We start from the raw sequence: 21,843 nt of genomic DNA, 5'->3' as shown, positions 1-21,843 counted from the left end.
CGCCGGGCCGGGGCTCCCGGCTCAGCGCGGTCCCGGTCCGCGCCGGAACAGGGCCGTCCAGAGGAAGGGTTCGCCGAAGCGGGGCGAGTGATCCGGCTCGTCCCGCATGCGGCGTATCTCGAGTTCCGTCAGCCCGGCGAAGATCTCCCGCAGAGACTTTGCCGTGTAGGCGAGGCCGCCGCCCAGGCCGCCCCGCCGGTAGAACTCCGCGTCACCCGCCTCGGATCCCATCGCCCTCGCGGCGAAACACGCCAGGCCGAACAGGCCGCCCGGGGCGAGGAGTTCGTCCAGGAGAGCCAGATGGCTGACGCGCCGGTGCGGTGGCAGATGGTGGAAGCAGCCGGAGTCGTAGACGAGGTCGTACGGCCCGGCCAGTTCCCCGGTGCGGGCCAGGGCGAACGCGTCGCCGCACAGCAGACGGACGTCGGCACCGGCCTCGCGGGCCCGTTCCCCGGCCCAGGCGATCGCCGTGGGGGAGAGGTCCACGGCGTCCACCGTGAAGCCGAGCGAGGCCAGGTGGAGGGCGTTGCGGCCGGGTCCGCAGCCGAGGTCCAGGGCGCGGCCGGGCCGCAGCAGCCCCGCCTCGCCGTAGGCGACCAGGTTCTCGTCCGGCTTCGCCGCGAAGAACGGCACGGACCTGTCGCGGTCCGCGTAGAAGCCGTCCCACCAGTCACCGGCGTCCGCGCTCCACCGGTCGGCCCCGGGGGCGAACAGCCCGTCCAGCAGGCGGAGGACGTCCTCCACGGTACGGATGTGCCGGTCCATACGCCGCGCCTCCTCGTCCGTCCTCCCGGCCGTCCCGGACCGGCCGCCTGACGGCCCGTCCGACGGCCGTCCGATGGCCCGTCCGACCGTCCGTCCGGCGGCCGGTCGTCCGTCCCGTCGTCCGTCCGGCGGCCGGTGACCGGTGACCGATCGTGGTGATCATAGGTCTGGTCTGCGGAGACGCCCAGAAGGCCGGATGATCCGGGAGCTCGCCGGTGACCCGGTGGCGGCCCGTCGGGCGGAGTGCGGACCCAGGGGTCCCGGGCCGCGCGAAAGGAGGCGCGGAGCCGCTCCCGGGCCCGGCACGGCGGCACGGAGCGTGGTGCCGGGCGCGGTTTTCCGGGGAACCGGTGCGCAGGTGCCGGGGCGGCCGGACCACCGTGGCCGTGGCGGCCTGTCCGGCGTCCCGGGCCCGGCGCGTGCCACGTCGCCGGCTCCGCCGAGCGGCACGATTCCACGGCCCCGTACCGTATCCCACGGCAGCCGGCCCGCGCGACCGCGTGCGGCCGGCCGTCACCGGCCGGGGGAGCCGAGCCGCCCGGGGCGGGCCCCGGAGGAGCGGGCGGGTGACCGGCTCAGGGCCGGAGGAAGCCCGCGGACGCTCAGCGCGCGGCGGTCAGGCGTTGCTGTTCGAGGACCTGCGCCGCCGTGCGGCGGGGGGAGGGGGTGCCCTCGGGGCCGTAGCCCAGGCGGATCACCATCTGGGCGTGGGTGCGGCGGTCGTCGGGGTCGCCGGTGACCTGTTCCCGCAGGTCGGGCCATTCCAGGGCCTGGTGCAGCAGCGACGCGCGGATGCCGTGCGCGGTGGCCACCAGCAGCACCCGCTCCAGGGCCTGGCCCGCCCGCAGCCAGTCGGTGCGGCGGTCGTGCGGGGTCGCCAGCACGGCGATCGACGGCCGGGTCTCGAAGGCGCGGGCGGCCAGCACCGACGGGTGGCGGTGGGCACCGAAGTCCCGCATCGGGATGTGGTCCCGGTAGTCCTGCGGCCCGATCGCGGCGGGCGGCACCCCGATCGACGCGGCGTCGGGCAGCCGTACGATCCAGCGCCTGCTCTCCGCGGCGCGGTCCGCGTCGGCCCGGTTGCGCTGCTCCGCCTCACCGGTCAGCCGCAGCAGCCGCTCGGCGCCGGCGGGCTCGGAGAAGGTGAACACCCCGCCCTCCTCCCGGGCGGCCTCGGAGAGTTCGTCGAGCACCCCGGCGGGCAGCTGCCGGTCGGCGAACGGCAGCCGGCTGCTGTGCCGCGTCCACAGCGCCTCGTACAGCTCCTCGACACCGGGATCGGCTCCCGGCCCGGCCCCGGTGGCACCGGCCGCGCCGGTCAGGCGTACGGTGGCCAGCAGGTCGGGCTGCTCGGGCCGGGGCAGCAGCCTGGTCACCGGCTCCCAGCCGAAGTGGGCCACCGCGACGCGGAGGTTGAACAGCGCACAGCCCACTGACACGTGCAACGCGCGTCCCGAGGGGTCGCTGAAACGCAGGCCCCGGTCCGCCGCCGCCCGGATCTCCAGTGTCACCGACCCCGGATCGAGCCGGAACCGCCAGGGTTGTGTGTTGTGCACCGAGGGAGCCGCGACGGCCGCCGCGATCAGCTTCTCGAGGGTAGGGACGTCGAGGACCGCCGTGGACATGAGGTTCTCCTCCCCGCCCCAGCGCCGTACTCAGGGGCCTCCGGGTAGCTGGATATGGTGCTGTCCACGGTCGTCGGCGCCGCCGGGGCCGCGGGAGGGGCCGGAAGGCCCCGTCTCCCGCCACAAGGCCCCGGACGGACCCGGCTCAGCGCGCGGTACGGTCGCCCCCCTCGTTCTGTTCGAGATGCGAGGCGATCACGGCCGCCTGCACCCGCCGCTGCACGCCCAGCTTGGACAGCAGCCGGGAGATGTGGTTCTTGACCGTCTTCTCCGACAGATACAGCTTCTTGCCGATCTCCCGGTTGGTGAGACCCTCGCCGATCAGCGTCAGGATCTCCCGCTCGCGCGGCGACAGGCCGGCCAGCTCGGGCGGCAGCTCCGGGCTCTGCGTCGGCTCGGTGCGCAGCGTGCGCATCAGCCGGGCGGTGGTCGCCGGGTCGAGCATCGACTGGCCCGAGGCGACGGTGCGGACCGCCGAGACGAGGTCGGAGCCCCGGATCTGCTTGAGCACATAGCCGGAGGCCCCCGCCATGATGGCGTCGAGGAGGGCGTCCTCGTCGTCGAACGACGTGAGCATCAGCACCGCCAGGTCCGGCATGCGGTTGCGCAGTTCGCGGCAGACGGAGATGCCGTCGCCGTCCGGGAGGCGCACGTCGAGGACGGCCACGTGCGGCCGCACGGCGGGCGCCCGCACCAGCGCGTGCTCGACGTTCCCGGCGTCGCCGACCACCGAGATGTCCGGTTCGGAGTCCAGCAGGTCGGCCAGTCCGCGCCGGACGACCTCGTGGTCGTCGAGCAGGAAGACGCGGATCGGGTCCTGCGCCGTGAAAGTGCGTGCCTCGGTCATTTCGACCCCTGTTCCCCGGATTGTGGCGGACCGTGGGCCGCCAGCAGTGATGATCATGGCCCGACCGGACCATGGTAGCCAGGGCCGATCGGCCCAAACGCTACCCGGTGAGCACCCCGACCGGCCCTGCCGGGACGGACCAGCGGCCCCTCGCGGCCACCGGCGGCACCGTGGGAGCCTCCGAAGCGGTGTTCGTCCTCCATTGTGCCCGCGAGAGGGTGTGACCCATGCGGAAGCACGGGAACGGAACGGTCGTGGGGTGGCGCTGGCGCTCCAACCCGCTGCGCAGGCCGAGCGACGTCCGCGAGGCGCGGATCGTGCTGGCCGCCTGGACACTGACCGTCGTGGGCGGGGCCGCGCTCGGCGCCGCCGCCGGATACGTCGTCGACGCGACGATCGAACACGACGCGGCGGGCCGTACGCCGGTCGCCGCCGTGATGACCGGGACCCGTCCCGTCCTGCGGGGCCTCAGCCTCGGCCACGTCCCCGCCGAGGTCCGCTGGACCGACGCCACGGGCACCGTCCGCACCGCCACGACCGAGGTGAGAACCGGCACCGTGCCCGGCGACACGGTGCGGGTCTGGGCCGACCGGGAGGGCCGTCTCGTGGCCGCGCCCGTCGATCACGCGGAGGCGACCGCCCGCGGCGTGCTCGGCGGGGTGTGGGTGGCGGGCGCGACCGGCCTGGTGGCCCTTTCCTGCGGCCGCGTCGCGCGGCTGAGGGTGCAACGGCGGGCCACCGAGCGGTGGGACGCGGAGTGGGCACGTGCCGACCGCGAGTGGGGGAGCACCCCGGGCTGACCACCCGGGCGGCGGTTCCTCCCCGGGGCGGTCCGTTCCCGGACCGCCGAAACGGGACGGGACGGGCGGGCCGACCGCGACGTGCCGTCATGGACGGGCCGCCGTCAGGGACAGGCCGTCATCACTTCCCCGGCTTCGTACCGGGATCCGTCACCTCCGCGGCACCGCCCGTCACCCGGGCGGACGACGGCGGACGGTCCCGGGCCGGTGAGGCGTACGGCCGAGGCCGTCACCGGTCCCGTCGCCGCGCTGCCGAGGTCACCGTGCCGCGTCGGGTACGTCCAGCGCGAACCGTACGTCGACGACGCCCTCCACGGCCCGTACCAGCCGTTCGGCCACCGACACCAGTGAGGCGTCCCGGACCCGGCCGGACAGTTTCACGATGCCGTCCTCGACCGCCACCCGCACCGCCGACGCGGGCTCCGGGAACAGATAGGCCACCACCTCGCGGCGGACCTCCTCGGCGATCTCCTCGTCGGGGCGCAGGAACACCTTCAGCAGGTCGACCCGGCTCACGATGCCCACGAGACGGTCCTCGCCGTCGACCACGGGCAGCCGTTTCACCTTGGCGCGGGCCATGGCGCGGGCGGCTTGGGCGAGTGTGGTGTCCTCCCGGACGGTCAGCGCGGGCGACGTCATCAGCTCGCCGGCGGTGACGGAACCGGCCTTGGCGAGGTCTGTGAGACGCCGCAGCTGGGTGTCCCGGTCGGGGTCGCTGTCGCGGAACTCCTCCTTGGGCAGCAGATCCGCCTCGGAGACGACGCCGACGACACGGCCCGACCGGTCCACCACGGGCAGCGCGCTCACCCTGTGCTCGTGCAGGGCCCGCACGATGTCCTTGAACTCGGCGCCGCGTTCCACGGTGGCCACGACGCGCGTCATCACGTCGCCCACGATGTGCGGGGAGCTGTACACGGTGCCTCCCTGGTCCTGATCGCCGCCGGCCGGACCGGTGGTCACCGCATCCCGCCGCTGCCGTAGGGGCCGTAGAGGTCGAGCAGCCGGGTACGGGCGGCGTGCAGCCGGTGCGCCACCACGGCGCCGATCCACAGGGCGATGCTCTGCCCGAACACCGGGTCCTCCGCGCACAGGGTGCGCACGGTCTCGGCGTCGAACTCGTAGGCGCGCACCGGGGTCGCGGCCTCGGCTCCCAGGTGCCAGGTGCGCCCGTACAGCCAGGACCAGCCGACCAGTTCGTTGTGGCCGAGCGACTCGATCAGGGCGGCCCGGCGGCCCGGCACACGGATGTCGAGGTCGACCGTGCCGGTACGGATGAGCCAGAAGCGGTCGGCGGGGCCGTCCTCCTCGAACAGGCGCGTGCCCTGGGCGAAGGACACCTCGTCGGCGATGGCCATCAGTCGTTGCCGGACATCGGCGGGCAGGGCCTGCGGCTTGCTCGTGACGGGAGCGTTCATGGCGTTACTCCAGGAAGCGGCGGGACGGACCTACCACCCCCAGCGTGGTCGTGACGGTCCCGGCGTTCCATGGGCCACCCGGCCCCGGGTGGGGGCCCACCGGCGGATCCGGGGTGACGTTCAGCATCTCCGGGGGCCGGTCGGCGGGCGGTTCCATGGAGGCGTCCGGCCGGTGCACGCATCCGTTCGCGAAGGACCGATCCATGCGTATCGTCATCGCTCTCGGCGGCAACGCCCTCCTGCACCGGGGTGAACACCCCGACGCCGAGGTCCAGCGGGCGAACATCGTGCGGGTGGCGACCGCGATCGCCGCGCTCGCCCACGAGCACGACATCGTGATGACCTACGGCAACGCCCCGCAGGTCGGCCTGCTGGCCGTGGAGAGCGCCAACGACCCCGGACTCAGCGCCCCTTACCCGCTGGACCTGCTGGGCGCGCAGACCCAGGGCATGATCGGCTCCCTGCTGACCTGCGCCCTGCACGACGCGCTGCCCGGGCGCCGGGTGGCCGCGCTGGTCACGCACACCGTGGTCCGGGCGGACGACCCCGCCTTCGACCGGCCGGGACTGTTCGTCGGCCCGGTCTACCCGCAGCGCCTCGCCATGACGCTCGCCGCCCGCTACGGCTGGCACGTCTCCCGCGACGCCCACGGCTGGCGGCGGGTCATCCCCGCGCCGGGCCCGGAGCGGGTGCTGGAGACCGGCACCGTGCGGGCACTGCTGGACTCCGGAACCGTCGTGGTGTGCGCCGGGGGCGGGGGAGTGCCCGTGGTCGCCGACCGCGCCGGCGCCCTGCGCGGCGTGGACGCCGCCGTCGACAAGGACCTCACCGCGGCCCTGCTGGCCGAGGACCTCGAGGCCGACTTCCTGCTCATCCTCACCGACGTGCCCAACGTCTACACCGACTACGGCACCCCGCGGCAGCGTCCCGTCCTCGACGCCACCCCCGGGGAACTGCGGCGCGCGGGCTGCGCCGAGGACACCATGGGCCCCAAGGCGGAGGCCGCCGCCCGCTTCGTCGAGCGCACCGGCGGCCTGGCGGCCATCGGTGCCCTCGACGCGGCGTACGCCATCGTCCACGGCCGCTCCGGCACGCTCGTCCGTCCGGACCTGTACCCGGTCTGAAGCCCCGCCCGGCGCCGGCGGCCCCGCATCCGGCCATGGCCGCCCGCGCGGCACACGGCGGCCCGGTCCGCGAGCCGCCGGTGCCTGTCCGTGTCCCGGCGCCGGCCGTGCCGGTCAGCCCCGCGGTCCGCGCCGCACCCGCGGGGACCGTGCCCCGGCGCGGGCGCCGCCGGTCACGGCCGGTACCGCCGGGAGGGCCTCCCCTCCTCGCTCCTCCGCACGTCTCCGCACACCGCGACCGTCGGCGCGGCTGGGCCACGGGGCGGCCGTCGGACCGGGGCCGGGCCGGACGCCGGTCCTACCGTCTGCCGCACCACGCCCGGTACGCGGCCAGCGCCGTCGGCAGGGTCGGGAAGATCAGGCCGTGGCCCACCGAGTCGGCCAGGCCGTACGCCTCCAGGTCGTCCAGGAGGTCCTGCTTGACCCGCGCCAGGGCGAACACGATGCCCCGGTCGGCCAGTTCGCGGCGCAGGGCGTCGACCGCGTCCAGGGCGGTGATGTCCACCTCCACATTGGCCTCGGTGTTGAGGACGAACCACCGCACCTTCCCGGCCTGTTCGTCCACCGCGGCCAGGGCGCGCCGGTGGAAGTCCTCGGCGTTGGCGAAGAACAGCGGTGAGTCGTAGCGGTAGACCAGCAGGCCGGGGACGGTGCGGGCGGTCGGGTAGTCGTCCACGTCGTGCATGCCGGCCACCCCGGGCACCAGGCCCTCCACCGCGTCGTGCGGGCGGGCCACCCGGGTCAGCAGCTCGGCCACCGACAGGCCGACGGCGACGAGCACGCCGTAGAGGATGTCCAGCGCCAGCACACCCGCCAGGCAGCACAGCGCCAGCAGCAGTTCACGGCGTCGGAAGGCCGCCAGCCGCCGGAAGCCGGCCAGGTCGATCATGCGGACCGCCGCGTACACCACGAGCGCGCCCAGCACCGCGGACGGGGTGCGGTGCAGCAGCGGGCTCAGGAAGAGCAGCACGGCCAGCACCACCACGCCCGCCACCAGGGAGTACGCCTGGCTGCGGGCCCCGCTCGAGGCGGCCAGCGCGGTGCGGCTGGCGCTGCTGCTCACCGGGAAGCCGCGCAGGAAACCGGCGCCCAGATTGGCCGCGCCGAGCGCCAGGAACTCCTGGTTGGGGTCGTGCTCGGGGTCCTGCCCCGCACCGCCGGTGAAGGCCCGCGCGGTGAGGACGCAGTCCGTGTAGCCGACGAGGACGACGCCCAGGGCGGGCAGCACCAGGCGCGGCAGCTCGCCCAGGTCCGGCACGGCCACCGGGGGCAGCCCGGCCGGGAGGCCGCCGACGACCTTCAGGCCGTACCGGTCGTCGAGGCCGAACGCGGCCACGGCCAGCGTGCCCAGCACCACCGCCAGCAGCGGCGCGGGCAGCCTGGGGAACCAGCGGGCCGCCGCGAACAGGAACACCAGGGTGAGCGCGGAGAACAGCATGGTCCCGCCGTGTCCCTCGCCCAGGTGCTCCAGGAACGACCACAGCTGGGGGAGGAACCTCGAGCCGCTGACCGGCACCCCGGTGAGCTTGCTCAGCTGATCCACCATCATGATCAGCGCGACCCCGGCCAGATAGCCGATCAGCACCGGCCGGGACAGCAGATCGGCGACGAAGCCGAGCCGCAGCGCCCACGCCGCCACGCACAGCAGCCCCACCGTCACCGCGAGCGCCGCGGCCAGGCCCGCGTAGCGGCCCGGGTCCCCGCCGGCCAGCGGGGCCACCACGGTCGCCGTCATCAGCGCGGTCGTCGACTCGGGGCCGACCGACAGCAGCCGCGAGGAGCCGAGCAGCGCGTACAGGCCGAGCGCGGGCAGGATCGCCCACAGCCCGGTGACCGGCGGCAGCCCGGCCACACCCGCGTACGCCATCACCTGCGGCACCAGGTACGCGGCGACCGTGAGCCCGGCCAGCACGTCACCGGCGAGCCAGGCACGGTGGTAGCCGATCAGCTGGGCCAGTCCCGGGACCAGCCGCCGCCACACACCGGGGCGGCCGGACAGCGCGCCGCGTCCTCCCGAGCCGGGGCCGCCCGAGCCGTGCGCCATGCCGGTTCCTTCCGCCGTACGTCTCAAGGATCGCCCGGGGCCCGCACTTCCGCCCCGTCCGGAGCCCGTCCGTGAACCCGTCCGGATCCGGCATGGCCGCTCACCGGGGGGTCGCGCCAGGGACCCAAGGGCCCCTTCCTGCGGACCTTCGGCCTGCGCGCGGCGGCGGACGGAGGACAAGGCTGAAGGGTGAGGGGGCCGCCGGCGGGAATCGTGGCTGGTCCTCGCCCCGGAACCGCCGTGCCGGTGGTCCGGGGCCGTTGGGCCGAACGGCCCCTGCGGGGGAAAGGCGGCCCATGCTGTGCCGGACACTTCTCCGTGAATCTGGAGCCAGATCACCGATCAGGAGGCAGAAACATGGTGCGCAGCGTTGTCGCAGGTCTCGACGGTTCCCCGGAAAGCCGTGCCGCGGCCGAATGGGCGGCCCGCGAGGCGAAGGTGCGCGGCCTGCCGTTGAAGGTCGTCCATGTCTGGGAGCCGGTTCCGGAGCCGATGGCCGAGGCCCCGCTCCTCGGCGGGGAGACCCAGCAGCACTGGAGCGAACGCATCCCGCGGGAGACCGCCCAGAGTCTTGAGATGCGCCACCCCGGCATCGAGGTGATCGCGGAGCAGCGCACCGGGCAGGCCGCCGAGGCGCTGACCGCGGCGGCGAAGGACGCGGAACTGCTCGTCCTGGGCTCCCGCGGCATCGGCGGACTCACCGGCTTCCTGGTCGGCTCGGTCGGCCGGTCCGTGATCGCCCACACCCGGACCCCCGTGGTCGTCGTCCGCGCCGGTGAGCAGGCCGCCGACGAGCACGAGGCCGACGCGGCGGGCGGACCGTCCACCGAGAGCGCCTTCCGGCCGGTCGTCGTCGGGCTCGACACCCGCAGCGTCGACGGCACGGTCCTGGAGTTCGCCTTCGAGGAGGCCGCCCGGCGCGGCACCTCGGTGCGCGTGGTGCACGGCTGGGACCTGCCGCCGTACTACGCCTACGGTCTCGCCGTGGACCCGGAGTTCGACCGGGACGTCGCCCGCGAACAGGCCGCCAAGCTGGCCGACGCGCTGCGGCCCTGGCGGCAGAAGTACCCGAGCGTCGAGATCACCGAGGACTCCGGCACCGGCGGCGCGTCCAGCCGGCTGATCGAGGCGTCCCGTGAGGCGTCCCTGGTCGTCGTCGGACGCCGGGTGCGGCACAGCCCCTTCGGCATCCACATCGGCTCCGTCACGCACGCCGTCCTGCACCACGCCGCGGCCCCGGTCGCCGTGGTCGCCCACGACTGACCTCCGGCCCCTGACTCCGGCCCCTGAGCGGCCGTCCGACCGGGGAACACGGGCCGGACCGGCGGCACGAGCATCCGGCAGCGGCCGCGGGAGACCCCCGCGGCCCCGGCGCCGCCCGGGACCCCGGCCCCTTCCCCCCACCCGTCCACCCGCGCAGCACCACCCCGAGGAGTGTGAACCATGAAGGCAGCGGTCGTACGAGCCTTCGGCGAGCCCCTGGTGATCGAGGAGCGCACCGACCCCCGGCCCGGCCCCGGCCAGGTCCGTGTGCGTGTCGAGGCCTCCGGCCTGTGCCACACCGACATCCACGCCGCGCACGGCGACTGGCCGGTCAGGCCGGTCCCGCCGTTCGTGCCCGGCCACGAGGGCGTCGGCCTCGTCGAGGAACTCGGTGAGGGAGTCACCCACCTCGCGGTCGGGGACCGGGTCGCGGTGCCGTGGCTCGGCTGGGCCTGCGGACGGTGCGAGCACTGCCTCTCCGGCTGGGAGACGCTGTGCGAGAGCCAGATCAACACCGGTTACGGCTGCGACGGCGGCTACGCCGAGAAGATGCTGGCCTGGGCCGACTTCGCCCAGCCGGTGCCCGAGGGCGTCAGCCCCTTCGACGCCGCCCCGCTGACCTGCGCCGGCGTCACCACGTACAAGGCCCTCAAGGTCGCCCAGGTGCGGCCGACGCAGCTCGTGGCGATCTCCGGGGTCGGCGGCCTCGGTCACCTCGCCCTCCAGTACGCCAAGATCGCCGGTGCCACGGTCGCCGCGATCGACGTCACCGACGACAAGCTGGCCCTGGCGGGCGAGCTCGGCGCGGACATCCTCATCGACGCCCGCAAGGAGGACGTCGCCGGGGTGCTCAAGCAGCACGGCGGAGCCCACGCGGCGATCGCCCTCGCCGTCAACGAGCCCGCGTTCGCCGCGGCCAACGCCGGGCTGCGGCGCGGCGGCAAGCTCGTCATGGTGGCCATGCCCGCGCACGGCACCATCAACGTCCCGATCTTCGAGACCGTCCTCAACGGCACCTCCGTGATCGGCTCCATCGTCGGCACCCGGCAGGACCTCGCCGAGGTGTTCCGGCTGCACGCCGCGGGCCGCACCCGGGTCGTCCACGAGACCCGCCCGCTGGAGACCGTCAACGAGTCCATCGCCGAGGTGCTGCGCGGCCAGGTGACCGCGCGGATCGTCTTCGACCTCGGCGCCGGGCGGTGAGCGGGATGACCGCGCCGCTGGTCGTGGGTGTCGACGGCTCGGAGCCGAGCCTGCGCGCCGTCGACTGGGCCGCCGACGAGGCCGTGCTGCGCGGACTGCCGCTGCGGCTGGTCTACGCCGACCTGTGGGAGCGCTACGAGGGCAAGGCCTTCGCCGGCGAGCTCGAGAAGGCCCCGGAGGAGATCCGCGCGGACGACATCGTCGCGAGCGCCGCGCGGCGCGCCCGGGGCAGGCAACCGGCACTGGGGATCGGCACCGAGGTGCTGCCCGAGGAACCCGAGTACGGGCTGGTGCGCGAGGCCCGGGACGCCGCCCTCGTGGTCGTCGGCTCCCGGGGCCGCAGCGGTCTCGCCGAACTGCTGCTCGGCTCGGTCAGCCTGACCGTGGCCGCGCACGCCGCCTGCCCGGTGATCGTGCTGCGCGGCAGTCACGACAACCAGGCCGTCCCGGGTACCCACGGCAGGATCGTGCTTGCGGTGGGCGACGAGGGCAAGGAGTCCCCGGCGGTGCGTTTCGCCTACGAGGAGGCCCGCCGCCGCAAGGTGCCCCTGGAGGCCGTACGGGTCTGGCGCCACCCCGCGCACGAGACGACCGACCACCCGCTGATGTCCGGAGAGCCCGCCCGGCTGCACGAGGAGCAGGCCGCCGGGGCGCTGGAGGCGGCGCTCGCCGGCGCCCCGGACGACGTCCGGGTGGTGCGGCGCACCGTCGAGGGCCACGCCCGCCGGGTCCTGGTCGGCCTCTCGCACGGTGCGGATCTGCTGATCGTGGGTGCCGAACGGCGTGACGCCGCGGTCGGACTCCAGCTCGGCCGGGTCGCCCACGCGGTACTGCACCACTCGGCCTGCCCGGTGGCCGTGGTACCGCACCGCGTCTGAACCCCTGACGGGGTGCTCCCCGGCCGGCCGGGGAGCGTACGGGAGGGTGCCGGCGAGGGGTCTCCGCCCCCGCCGCCCCTGCCCGTCCCCGCCCCCGGCGGCTCCGGCCCGGCCGGAGCCGCCGGGGGCTAGAGGCCCGCCGCGTGGTCCGGGACGTAGTTCTGGAGATCGCGCGGAGGGCGGAGGTAGCCGGTCGACGGGGGCCTCGGCGGCAGTTCCAGGACGTGCGGCTCCACCTCGTGGTACGGCACCGAGCCCAGGAGGTGCGCCATCATGTTCAGCCGGGCCCGCCGCTTGTCGTCGCTCTCCACGACGTACCACGGCGCGTCGGAGATGTCGGTGTGCACCAGCATCTCGTCCTTGGCCCGCGAGTACGCCTCCCAGCGGGTGATCGACTCCAGGTCCATCGGCGACAGCTTCCAGCGCCGCACCGGGTCGTCCAGCCGCCGCCTGAACCGCTCCTGCTGCTCCCGGTCGCTCACCGAGAACCAGTACTTGCGCAGCAGGATCCCGTCCTCCACCAGCATCCGCTCGAAGATCGGGCACTGCCGCAGGAACCGCTGGTGCTCGTCCTTGGTGCAGAAGCCCATCACATGCTCGACCCCGGCCCGGTTGTACCAGCTGCGGTCGAACAGCACGATCTCCCCGGCCGCCGGCAGATGCTCCACGTACCGCTGGAAGTACCACTGCGTGCGCTCGCGCTCCGTCGGCTTCGGCAGGGCCGCGATCCGCGCCACCCGGGGGTTGAGGTACTCCGAGACCCGCTTGATGGTGCCGCCCTTGCCCGCGGCGTCCCGGCCCTCGAAGACCACCACCAGCCGGGCGCCCTCCGCCTTCACCCACTCCTGGAGCTTCACCAGCTCGGTCTGCAGCCGCAGCAGTTCCCGCTCGTACACCTTGCGCGGCAGCTCCGCCGCCTTCTTGTCGGCCAATGCCGCCTCCACAGCCGTGGACCCGCGCCGCCGGGCGATCCCACCCGGCCACGGAGCCGTCCCTTCCCAGGGCCTGACACCCGGACGCCACCGTACTGACCGGCGCACCGCCGCGCACCCCCCGGCCGCCCGCCCTCCCGCCCGGGGGAAGCGGAACGGCACGCCCGCGCGCACAGGTGAGGGCCGGACGGCCCATATGAGGCCCTTACAGCCCCTGGGGCGCGGCCCGGAACGGGCGGACGCTCGAAGTGTCCCGACACGTGGAGGAGATCCGCGATGACGTCAGACGCGCTCAGCCGGCCGCCCGTCCACGCGCTGCTCGCGGACGGCACCATCGTGTGCATCCGTACCGCACAGCCCGGCGACCACGACCAGCTCCAGGGCCTCTACGAGGAGATGTCCCCGGAGAACCTCCGGCTGCGGTTCTTCTCCGCCAGCCGCCGCTCCGGCCGGCTCGCCGCCGACCGGGCCTGCGCCCGCCGCCCCGGTTACCGGGCCCTGCTCGCCGAACGCGAGGGCCGGGTCGCCGGGCTCGCCGAGTACGACACCGGCGGCAGCGGCGACGAGGCGGAGATCTCCATCGCCGTCGCCGACACCCTCCACCACCGCGGCGTGGGCACCCTGCTCGTCGAGCACCTGATCTCCGCCGCCCGCGCCGAGGGCGTACGCACCTTCACCGCCGACGCGCTCAGCGAGAACCACGACGTGCTGCGCCTCTTCTCCGACCTCGGACTGCGCATGGCCCGCCGCTTCGAGGGGTCCGAGGTGCGCTGCACCATCAGCCTCGACGAGAGCGACGGCTACCTCACCGCCGTCGAGGAACGCGGCCGCGCCGCCGACGTCGCCAGCCTGCGCCCGCTGCTCAGGCCCGACGCCGTCGCCGTGGTGGGCGCCGGACGCCGGCCCGGCTCCGTGGGCCGCGCGATCCTGCACCATCTGCACACCGGCGGCTACACCCGGCGCGTCTTCGCCGTGAACCCCGCGGCCACCTCCCTCCTCGGCGTGCCCTGCCACCCGTCCGTCACCGCGCTGCCCGTCACACCCGACCTGGCCGTGATCGCCGTACCCGCCGCCGCCGTCCCGGCCGTCGCCGAGGAATGCGGCACGGCGGGCGTCAAGGCCCTCCTCGTCGTCACCGCCGGGCTCGACGCCGGGCAGAACAAGGCACTCCTGGCCGCCTGCCGCGACCACGGCATGCGGCTCGTCGGCCCCAACTGCCTCGGCGTCTCCAACACCGACCCGGAGATCCGCCTCGACGCCACCTTCGCCGCCGACCACCCCCGCCCCGGCAGCGCGGGCATCGCCGTGCAGTCCGGCGGCGTCGGCATCGCCCTCCTCGACGGGCTGTCCCGGCTCGGCATCGGCGTGTCCACCTTCGTCTCCCTCGGCGACAAGTTCGACGTCAGCGGCAACGACCTGCTCCAGTGGTGGGAGAGCGACTGCCGCACCGGCCTCGCCCTGCTGCACCTGGAGTCCTTCGGCAACCCGCGCGCCTTCTCCCGCACCGCCCGCCGTGTCACCCGCCGCATCCCCGTCCTCACCGTCGACGCGGGACGCACCGACGCCGGACGCCGCGCCGCCGCCTCCCACACCGCGGCCGCCGCCACCCGCACCATGACCCGCGCCGCCCTGTTCACCCAGGCCGGTATCACCGCCACCCGCTCCGTGTCCGAACTCATCGAGGCCGCCGCCCTGCTGCACTCCCAGCCGCTGCCCACCGGACCCCGCGTCACCGTCGTCACCAACGCGGGCGGCGCCGGAGTCCTGGCCGCCGACGCCTGCGCCGAGGCCGGCCTCGTCCTGCCGGTGCCCGCCGCCCCGCTCGCCGACGCGCTGCGCGCCGTCCTCCCGGACAACGCCACCGCCACCAACCCCGTCGACGCCGGCGCCGCGGTCACCGAGGAACAGCTCAAGGAGTGCGTGGACCGCCTCCTGGAGGACGACGGCACCGACGCGGTGCTCGTCGTCCTCGTCCCCACCGCCCTCGCCGCCGCCACCGGCGACGACCTGGTCCGCGCCCTCACCCGCGCCCCCGGCCGCCGCGGCCGGCCCGTCGTCGCCGTACGGCTCGCCCAGGAACGGACCGTCGACCTGCTGCCCGCCGACGGCGGCGGCAGCATCCCCTCCTACGCCGACTCCCAGGCCGCCGCCCGCGCGCTCGCCCACGCCGCCCGCCGCGCCGCCTGGCTGGCCCGCCCCGCCGGGACACTCCCGCGGCTCGACGACGTCGACACCGAACGCGCCCGCACCGTCGTCGAGGAGTACCTCGACCACTGCCCGGAGGGCGGCTGGCTCGAGCCGCGCGTGTGCGCCGAACTCCTCGACTGCTACGCCGTCCCCCAGCTCCCCTGGGCCTGGGCCGACACCGAGGACGCCGCCGTCCTCGCCGCCCAGCGGCTGCAGGGCGCCGACGGCCGCGTCGTCCTCAAGGGGCACTGGCCGGGGCTGCTGCACAAGACCGCCGAACACGCCCTGCACCTCGACCTGCGCGGCGACTTCCAGGTCCGCGCCGCCTACCGCGACTTGGAGACCCGGTTCGCCGGACTGCTCACCGGCGTGGTCGTCCAGCCCCTCGCCGACCGCGGCACCGAACTGTTCGCCGGGGTCGTCCAGGACCAGGTCTTCGGACCCCTGGTGCTGTTCGGGCTCGGCGGCACCGCCACCGAGGTGCTCGCCGACCACGCCGCCCGGCTCGCCCCGCTCACCGACCAGGACGTGCACGACCTCGTCACCGCCCCGCGCTGCGCCCCGCTGCTGTTCGGCGCGGACGGCGGACGCCCCGTCGACGTCCAGGGCCTCGAACGGCTCCTGCTGCGGCTGTCCCGCATGGCGAGCGATCTCCCGCAGGTCGCGGAGGCCGACTTCAACCCCGTACTCGCGACACCGGGCGGTGTGTCCGTGCTCGACGCACGCGTACGCCTGCTGCCGCGCCGGCCGCAGGACCCCTACCTGCGCAGGCTTCGCTGAGGAGGCACAGCCATGAGGCACGACAAGGTCGGCTCCGTGATGAGCACGCGGGTGGTCCGCGCCGCGTACGGCACTCCGTTCAAGGAAGTGGCACGACTGCTCGGTGAGCACCGCATCAGCGGACTGCCGGTCGTCGACGACGACGAGAAGGTCATCGGCGTCGTCTCCGAGACCGACCTGATGATGCGGCAGGCGGACACCCCCGACCCGTACGGCGCGAAGAAGCGGTTCCGCCCCACCGGACTGACTCCCGCCGCCCGCCGCCGGGCCGCCAAGGCCGGGGCCCGTACCGCGGGACAGCTGATGACCCGGCCCGCCGTCACCGTGCACGCCTCCGAGACCATCGTCGAGGCGGCCCGCACCATGGCCCAGCGGCATGTCGAACGGCTCCCCGTCCTCGACGAGGAGGACCGGCTCGTCGGCATCGTCACCCGCCGCGACCTGCTCACCGTGTTCCTGCGGCCCGACGACGACATCCGCACCGAGATCGTCGAGGAGGTGCTCGCCCGCACGCTGTGGCTGCCGCCGCGCGCCGTCGACGTCGCCGTGACCGAGGGCGTCGTCACGCTGACCGGCCACCTGGAGCGCAAGAGCGAGACGGAGATCGCCGTCTCCATGGCCCGGCAGACCGACGGCGTGGTGGCGGTCGTCGACAAGCTCACCTACCGGCTCGACGACGCGCACGTCCAGCCCGGGGAACAGACGATGCACGGCGTCACCGACGGCTGGCTGCGCGGGCTGTGACACACCGGTCCGCGACACCCCGGTCCGCGACACACAAGGAGGCTGACCCATGACTGGCAAGGTCCTGGTGACCTACGGCACGACGAACGGCTCGACCGCGGAGATCGCCGAGGCGGTGGCCGGGGTCCTCACCAAGGACGGCATCCCGGCCGAGACGGCGCCGGCCGGCACCGTCAAGGACATCACGGCGTACGACGCGGTCCTCGTCGGCGGCGGACTGTACGGGGGCCGCTGGCACCGGGACGCCCGCCGGTTCGTGCGGCGCAACCGCCGTGCCCTGGCCGAGCGCCCGGTCTGGTTCTTCAGCAGCGGCCCGCTGGACCCCTCGGCGTCGGAGAAGGACATCCCGCCGGTGCCGGCGGTGCGGCGCGCGATGGACAACGTCGACGCGCGGGGCCACGTCACCTTCGGCGGCCGTCTGGAGGAGGGCGCCAAGGGACGTATCGCCAAGATGATCGTCCGCAACGGAAAGGGCGGCGACTTCCGCGACTTCACCGAGATCGAGGCATGGGCGGAACAGGTCGCCGGCCAGCTCGAGGGCGGGGGCGGCGCAGGAGAGGGCGGCGCGGGAGAGGGGAAGACCCTCTGATCCCGCGCCCCTCCCACGGCACCCGGGCCGGCACCCCGGCGCGGTCGCGCGCGCCGGGGCGCCGTGCGGTCCCGCCGGCCGGCGGCACGGCACCGGCCGGCGGCGTCTCAGCGGCGGACGGTCAGCGGCACGGTGTCGACGGTGACGGGCCTGCCGTCCTTCGGCGACAGGTAGTACGCCGTCAGCAGCCCGGCACCGTCGCGGACGGCCCGGTACGGGACGGTCACGTCGAACGTGCCGCGCGTGCCCGTCCCGGAGGTCGCGGTCACCCCGACGTCGGCGGCGGTGCGCCCGGCGGCGTCGGTGATCCGCAGCCGGAACACCGCCTCGAAGGTGTTGGCGGAACCCCACACCCGCACCGGGCTGTGCACCGACTGGCCGGTCATCGGCGACTCGACGAGGACGGCGGGGGACAGGTCCTCGAAGTCGGCCCGTCCGACCGGCCTGTCCAGGACGATGCCCTCGCCGCCGAACGCCTTCACCGGCTTGCCGTCGATCTCGAAGGCCACCCGGTGCACATCGGGGAACCGGGTCGCCGTGAACACGACCTGCGCCAGCCGCGCCCGCATGGACAGGCTGCCGCCGCCGTCGTCGTAACGGCCGGACAGATCGACGGTGGCGACGTTCCGGCGCAGCGTCAGGGAGCGCAGCACGGTGCCGGACGGGATCGCGGTGCTGCGGCCGTGGGCGCGCTCGTAGCGGTTCGGCCCGGCCAGCAGGGCACGGACCGCCCCGGTCGCGGTGGCGGGCGCGGTCACCGTGCGCGGGGCGGCGGAGACATGCTCGCCGTGCAGGAGGTACACGGCCGCCGTACGGGTTCTGACGGCCGGTGACGGCACCGCGGGCGTGGCCGCGGGCGGGGCGGGGGCGACGGACGCGGACGGGGCCGTAGAGGTCCCGCCGGAGCCGGCCGGACCGTCCGGACCGTCCGGACCGGCCGCGGGCGTGCCGGGCGTGCCGGTTGTACGGGGAGCGGCGGGTGCGTCCGACGAGGCGCCCGTGCCGCCGGTTCCGCAGGCGGCGAGGGCGACGAGAGGGAGGGTGAGAGCGGTGGCGAGCACGGCGGCCGAGCGGGTGCTGCGACCGTGCGGCAGAGATGACGGTTCGAGGTGTTCCGAGGACATGGCATCCTCCTCCGGCACTTCCAGCGAAGCGCGTGAGGGGCCGGAGCCCCAGGGCCGGCCGGCCCCGTCAAGAGGCCGAACGGCCGGACAACCCCGGCCTGTTCGGTACAGGAGGCACATAAGAGTCCGAACCGTCCCAAGCATACGCCGGATGGGACGCCCAGGCCCGAGCCCGGGACTGAAGGCCCATGTCGCCGGGACCTGGGGCCGGGGAGGCTGGGAACGACGGTTCACGAAGGGCGGAGAATCATGACCGTGTCGAAGGAGAGCGTGGGGCGCGCGGCCCTGCACCTGGCCCGCGCTGCATCTCTGGCGCCCTCCCCGCACAACACCCAGCCGTGGTACTTCGCGGAGGAGGGCCGTGACCGCGGTTTCGAGGTGCACGCCGACGCCGGCCGCAGGCTCACGCTCGCCGACCCGAGCGGCCGGGAGATGGTGATCGCCTGCGGGGCGGCCCTGTTCAACGCGCGGATCGCCATGCGCCATCTCGGATTCCGGCCGGTCGTCGACGTCCTGCCGGAGCCGGGCGACTTCGACCATCTGGCCCGCCTGGGCTTCGGCGCGCACGCGGCGCCGACGCGCGAGGAGGACATGATGGCCCGCGCGATGGCCCACCGGCACACCCACCGGGGGCCGTTCGAGCACGAGGCCCTGCCGGAGGACCTCGTCGAGGAACTGCGCGAGCAGGCCACCGCGGAGGGCGGCGTGCTCCAGGTCATCGACAGCGCCGAGCAGCTGGAACTGCTCGCCCAGCTGGTGCGCACGGCGGAGGACGTGCACCGCAACGACCCCTGGCGGTCCGCCGAGGTGTCCAAGGCCATCGGACCGTTCGGGATCCCGCACGAGGCCTGCCGCCACCATCCCGACCGCACCCTGCTGCCCGGCCGCGACTATCTCGGCCTCGCCCACCGCTACATCGTCCCGGGCCGCAAGCGCAACGAGGGGACGGGCACCGTCGCCGTCCTGTCCACGCCGTACGACGGCCGCACCGACTGGCTGCGCGCCGGACAGGCCCTCCAGCGGGTCCTGCTGTACGCCTCCGGCCACCAGATCAGGGCCGCCTTCCACACCCAGCCCCTCGAACTGCCCGAGTCCCGCGCCGAGGTGCGGACGCGGATCACCGCCGGCCGTTTCCCGCAGGTCGTCCTGCGGCTCGGCCGCGCCAACCAGTTCTGCGCCACCCCGCGCCGCCCGATGTCCGACCTGATGCTCCCGAACCGTGTCCCGGCCGGCGCGGGCCGCACCGCGGACTGACCGGCGGACTGACCGGCGGTCCGGTTCACCCGCGGCCGCGCGACCCGGCGCCGACGGGTCGCGCGGTTCCCTCGTCCCGCGGCCGGGAGGGCCGGCCGCGGTCAGCAGATACGGGGCAGCAGCTCGCCCAGCGGCATCTCCACGATCCGCCGGGCACCGACCAGCGTGCGCGCGGTCACCCGCCCCGGCGCCCCCTCGGCAAGCACCTCCCCGATCCGTACCGCCGCGCCTCCCTCCGGCCGGGAGCGCAGTGCCGCAAGAGCGGCCGGGGCGGCCGCCGCGTCGACGAAGGCGACCAGGCACCCCTCGTTGGCGACCGTCAGAGGGTCCAGGCCGAGCAGGTCGCACGCCGCGCCGACCGCCTCCGGCACCGGCACCGCGCGCTCCTCGATCTCGACGGCGACCGACGAGTCGCGGGCGATCTCGTTCAGCGCGGCGGCCAGCCCGCCCCGGGTCGGGTCGCGCAGCGCGTGCACGGCGCCGCCCAGCGGGGCGAGCGTGGCGACCAGCCGGTGCAGCGGGCGGCTGTCGGAGGCGATGACGCTCTCGAAGCCGAGGCCCTCGCGGGTGGACAGCACCGTCGTGCCGTGCAGCCCGACCGGACCGGACAGCAGCACGGCGTCACCGGGCCGCGCCGCGGCGGCGGACGGCGCGAGACCCGGATGCCGTACCCCGACGCCCGTCGTGTTGACGAACAGCCGGTCCGCCGCGCCCCGGCCGACCACCTTGGTGTCCCCGGTGATCACCGGCACCCCGGCGTCCTGCGCCGCCTTCCCCAGGGAGTCCGCCACGGCGCGCAGTTCCGTCAGGGGCAGGCCCTCCTCGACGATCAGGGACACCGACAGCGCGAGCGGCCGCGCGCCCCGCATGGCGAGGTCGTTGACGGTGCCGTGCACGGCGAGGGACCCGATGTCCCCGCCGGGGAAGAACAGCGGGCTCACCACGAAACTGTCGGTGCTCATCACCAGGTCGGGGCGGTCCGGCAGTAGCGCCGCGTCCTCCAGCGGCCCGCCCGCGCCGCCCACCGCCGGGAGCACGACCCGTTCCAGCAGCTCCGCCGTCAGCCGCCCGCCGGCGCCGTGACCGAGCAGGACCACCTCGTCCTCGTGACGCGGCGCGGGACACTCGGGGTTCACGGGACACCTCCTGCGGTGGTGGTGGCGGCACGTCCGGCCGCGTGGAAGGCGGCGCAGGTGCCCTCCGCCGACACCATCGGCGCACCGAGCGGACGCCGGGGCGTGCAGCGGGTGCCGTAGGCCGGGCAGTCCGTGGGCAGCCTCGCCCCGGTGAGGATCGCGCCCGCGATGCACGCGGGGTCCTCGGCCGGGCTGAGACCGTCCACGTCGAAGCGCCGGGCCGCGTCGAAGGCGGCGTACTCCCCGGCGAGTTCCAGCCCGCTGGCCGGGAGCGGGCCCAGGCCCCGCCAGGCCCGGTCGCCGACCCGGAAGACCCGGCGGACGGTGTCCTGCGCGGCGGTGTTCCCCGACCGCCGTACCGCCCGCGCGTACTGGTTCTCCACGGTGTGACGACCCGACTCCAGCTGCCGTACGGCCATCAGGATGCCCTCCAGCAGGTCGAGCGGCTCGAACCCGGTCACCACGACCGGCACCCGGTAGCGCTCGGCGATCGGCTCGTACTCCCGCCAGCCCGTCACCGCGCACACATGGCCCGCCGCCAGGAACGCCTGCACCTCGCAGTCCGGGTCGTCGAGCAGCGCGGTCATCGCCGGCGGCACCAGCACATGGCTGACCAGCATCGAGAAGTTGGTGAGGCCGAGCCGGGCGGCGTGCAGCACGGCGGTGGCGGCGGCGGGTGCCGTGGTCTCGAAGCCGACGGCGAGGAACACCACCTCGCGGCCGGGGTGCGCGGCGGCCAGCCGTACGGCGTCCATCGGGGCGTACACCACCCGTACGTCCGCGCCGCGCGCCCGCAGCGACAGCAGGTCGGTGTCCGTGCCGGGCACCCGCAGCATGTCGCCGAAACTGGTGAGGATCACACCGGGCCGCGCGGCGATGGCCATGGCCCGGTCCAGGGTCTCCAGCGGTGTCACACAGACCGGGCAGCCCGGCCCGTGGATCATCCGCATCCCGGCGGGCAGCAGTTCGTCGATGCCCTGGCGGACCAGGGTGTGGGTCTGGCCCCCGCACACCTCCATGATCCGCCAGGGCCGGGACGCGGTGCGCCCGAGCTCGTCTAGCAGCCGCCGGGCGAGCACGGGATCGCGGTACTCGTCCAGGTACTTCACGGCGTCACGTCCCGCGGCCCACGG

At 74.9% G+C, this 21,843-nt stretch carries 19 protein-coding genes; 9 read left to right on the top strand and 10 right to left on the bottom strand.

Translation table 11 applies throughout. The features are described 5' to 3' along the window. Positions 1-21: 21 nt before the first annotated feature. The 3 genes from ABZ862_RS36795 to ABZ862_RS36785 form a co-directional block, all read right to left on the bottom strand. Complete coding sequence (locus tag ABZ862_RS36795; RefSeq protein ID WP_360968445.1) at positions 22-765, bottom strand: class I SAM-dependent methyltransferase; 744 nt, start codon at positions 763-765, stop codon at positions 22-24. Positions 766-1,367: 602 nt separating this feature from the next. Then, positions 1,368-2,390: a nitroreductase family protein gene (locus ABZ862_RS36790; RefSeq protein ID WP_360968442.1), complete on the bottom strand. Its 1,023-nt coding sequence runs from the start codon at positions 2,388-2,390 to the stop codon at positions 1,368-1,370. Positions 2,391-2,535: 145 nt separating this feature from the next. Continuing rightward, positions 2,536-3,237 (bottom strand): response regulator transcription factor, encoded by a 702-nt coding sequence (locus tag ABZ862_RS36785; RefSeq protein WP_360968440.1) that lies wholly within the window; start codon positions 3,235-3,237, stop codon positions 2,536-2,538. A gap of 227 nt (positions 3,238-3,464) precedes the next feature. On the opposite strand from ABZ862_RS36785, the gene ABZ862_RS36780 reads away from it, so the two are divergent. Then, positions 3,465-4,037, top strand: a complete 573-nt coding sequence (locus tag ABZ862_RS36780; protein ID WP_360968437.1) for a hypothetical protein — start codon at positions 3,465-3,467, stop codon at positions 4,035-4,037. 258 nt (positions 4,038-4,295) lie between these two features. Here ABZ862_RS36780 and ABZ862_RS36775 read toward each other — a convergent pair whose 3' ends face one another. Then, the gene (locus ABZ862_RS36775; protein WP_360968435.1) at positions 4,296-4,952 is read right to left on the bottom strand and encodes a CBS domain-containing protein; all 657 of its coding nucleotides are present in this window, start codon (positions 4,950-4,952) and stop codon (positions 4,296-4,298) included. A 41-nt stretch (positions 4,953-4,993) separates the two neighbouring features. Continuing rightward, positions 4,994-5,452: a cyclic nucleotide-binding domain-containing protein gene (locus ABZ862_RS36770; RefSeq protein ID WP_360968433.1), complete on the bottom strand. Its 459-nt coding sequence runs from the start codon at positions 5,450-5,452 to the stop codon at positions 4,994-4,996. A gap of 203 nt (positions 5,453-5,655) precedes the next feature. On the opposite strand from ABZ862_RS36770, the gene ABZ862_RS36765 reads away from it, so the two are divergent. Next, positions 5,656-6,576 carry a carbamate kinase gene (locus ABZ862_RS36765; protein WP_360968430.1) on the top strand — a complete coding sequence of 307 codons (921 nt, stop codon included), beginning with the start codon at positions 5,656-5,658 and terminating at the stop codon, positions 6,574-6,576. Positions 6,577-6,874: 298 nt separating this feature from the next. On the opposite strand, the gene ABZ862_RS36760 is transcribed toward ABZ862_RS36765, so the two are convergent. Beyond that, positions 6,875-8,620 carry a SulP family inorganic anion transporter gene (locus tag ABZ862_RS36760; RefSeq protein WP_360968427.1) on the bottom strand — a complete coding sequence of 582 codons (1,746 nt, stop codon included), beginning with the start codon at positions 8,618-8,620 and terminating at the stop codon, positions 6,875-6,877. A 357-nt stretch (positions 8,621-8,977) separates the two neighbouring features. On the opposite strand from ABZ862_RS36760, the gene ABZ862_RS36755 reads away from it, so the two are divergent. From ABZ862_RS36755 to ABZ862_RS36745, 3 genes are all read left to right on the top strand, one after another. Then, positions 8,978-9,883, top strand: a complete 906-nt coding sequence (locus tag ABZ862_RS36755) for a universal stress protein (RefSeq protein ID WP_360968424.1) — start codon at positions 8,978-8,980, stop codon at positions 9,881-9,883. Between the two features lie 180 nt (positions 9,884-10,063). Further along, positions 10,064-11,086, top strand: a complete 1,023-nt coding sequence (adhP, locus tag ABZ862_RS36750) for an alcohol dehydrogenase AdhP (RefSeq protein ID WP_360968421.1) — start codon at positions 10,064-10,066, stop codon at positions 11,084-11,086. 5 nt (positions 11,087-11,091) lie between these two features. Further along, positions 11,092-11,964, top strand: a complete 873-nt coding sequence (locus ABZ862_RS36745) for a universal stress protein (RefSeq protein WP_360968418.1) — start codon at positions 11,092-11,094, stop codon at positions 11,962-11,964. 128 nt (positions 11,965-12,092) lie between these two features. Here ABZ862_RS36745 and ppk2 read toward each other — a convergent pair whose 3' ends face one another. Beyond that, entirely contained in the window at positions 12,093-12,896 is an 804-nt protein-coding gene (gene ppk2 / locus ABZ862_RS36740; RefSeq protein WP_360968415.1) for a polyphosphate kinase 2, read from the bottom strand. 276 nt (positions 12,897-13,172) lie between these two features. Between ppk2 and ABZ862_RS36735 the strand changes: the two genes are divergently transcribed. Genes ABZ862_RS36735 through ABZ862_RS36725 form a run of 3 tightly spaced genes read left to right on the top strand, consistent with a single transcriptional unit; the run spans position 13,173 to position 17,196 of the window. Next, positions 13,173-15,863 carry a GNAT family N-acetyltransferase gene (locus ABZ862_RS36735; protein WP_360968413.1) on the top strand — a complete coding sequence of 897 codons (2,691 nt, stop codon included), beginning with the start codon at positions 13,173-13,175 and terminating at the stop codon, positions 15,861-15,863. A gap of 12 nt (positions 15,864-15,875) precedes the next feature. Then, positions 15,876-16,607 (top strand): CBS domain-containing protein, encoded by a 732-nt coding sequence (locus ABZ862_RS36730; protein WP_360968410.1) that lies wholly within the window; start codon positions 15,876-15,878, stop codon positions 16,605-16,607. A gap of 49 nt (positions 16,608-16,656) precedes the next feature. Then, complete coding sequence (locus ABZ862_RS36725; protein ID WP_360968407.1) at positions 16,657-17,196, top strand: flavodoxin domain-containing protein; 540 nt, start codon at positions 16,657-16,659, stop codon at positions 17,194-17,196. A gap of 107 nt (positions 17,197-17,303) precedes the next feature. Here ABZ862_RS36725 and ABZ862_RS36720 read toward each other — a convergent pair whose 3' ends face one another. Continuing rightward, positions 17,304-18,320, bottom strand: coding sequence for a Gmad2 immunoglobulin-like domain-containing protein (locus ABZ862_RS36720; RefSeq protein ID WP_360968405.1), 1,017 nt, complete (start codon positions 18,318-18,320; stop codon positions 17,304-17,306). A 249-nt stretch (positions 18,321-18,569) separates the two neighbouring features. On the opposite strand from ABZ862_RS36720, the gene ABZ862_RS36715 reads away from it, so the two are divergent. Continuing rightward, complete coding sequence (locus ABZ862_RS36715) at positions 18,570-19,574, top strand: hypothetical protein (RefSeq protein WP_360968402.1); 1,005 nt, start codon at positions 18,570-18,572, stop codon at positions 19,572-19,574. A 101-nt stretch (positions 19,575-19,675) separates the two neighbouring features. Here ABZ862_RS36715 and hypE read toward each other — a convergent pair whose 3' ends face one another. Next, on the bottom strand, positions 19,676-20,710 hold the full coding sequence (gene hypE, locus ABZ862_RS36710; RefSeq protein WP_360968399.1) for a hydrogenase expression/formation protein HypE: 1,035 nt from the start codon (positions 20,708-20,710) through the stop codon (positions 19,676-19,678). Next, on the bottom strand, positions 20,707-21,819 hold the full coding sequence (hypD, locus tag ABZ862_RS36705; RefSeq protein WP_360968396.1) for a hydrogenase formation protein HypD: 1,113 nt from the start codon (positions 21,817-21,819) through the stop codon (positions 20,707-20,709). Before hypD ends, hypE begins: the two co-directional genes overlap by 4 nt. Between the last annotated feature and the right edge of the window lie 24 nt (positions 21,820-21,843).

It is taken from the genome of Streptomyces sp. NPDC047000 (genome assembly GCF_040644295.1).
Classification (GTDB): domain Bacteria; phylum Actinomycetota; class Actinomycetes; order Streptomycetales; family Streptomycetaceae; genus Streptomyces.
The sequence above is the reverse complement of the archived record's forward strand: the minus strand, read 5'-3'. Positions and strand labels throughout refer to the sequence as shown.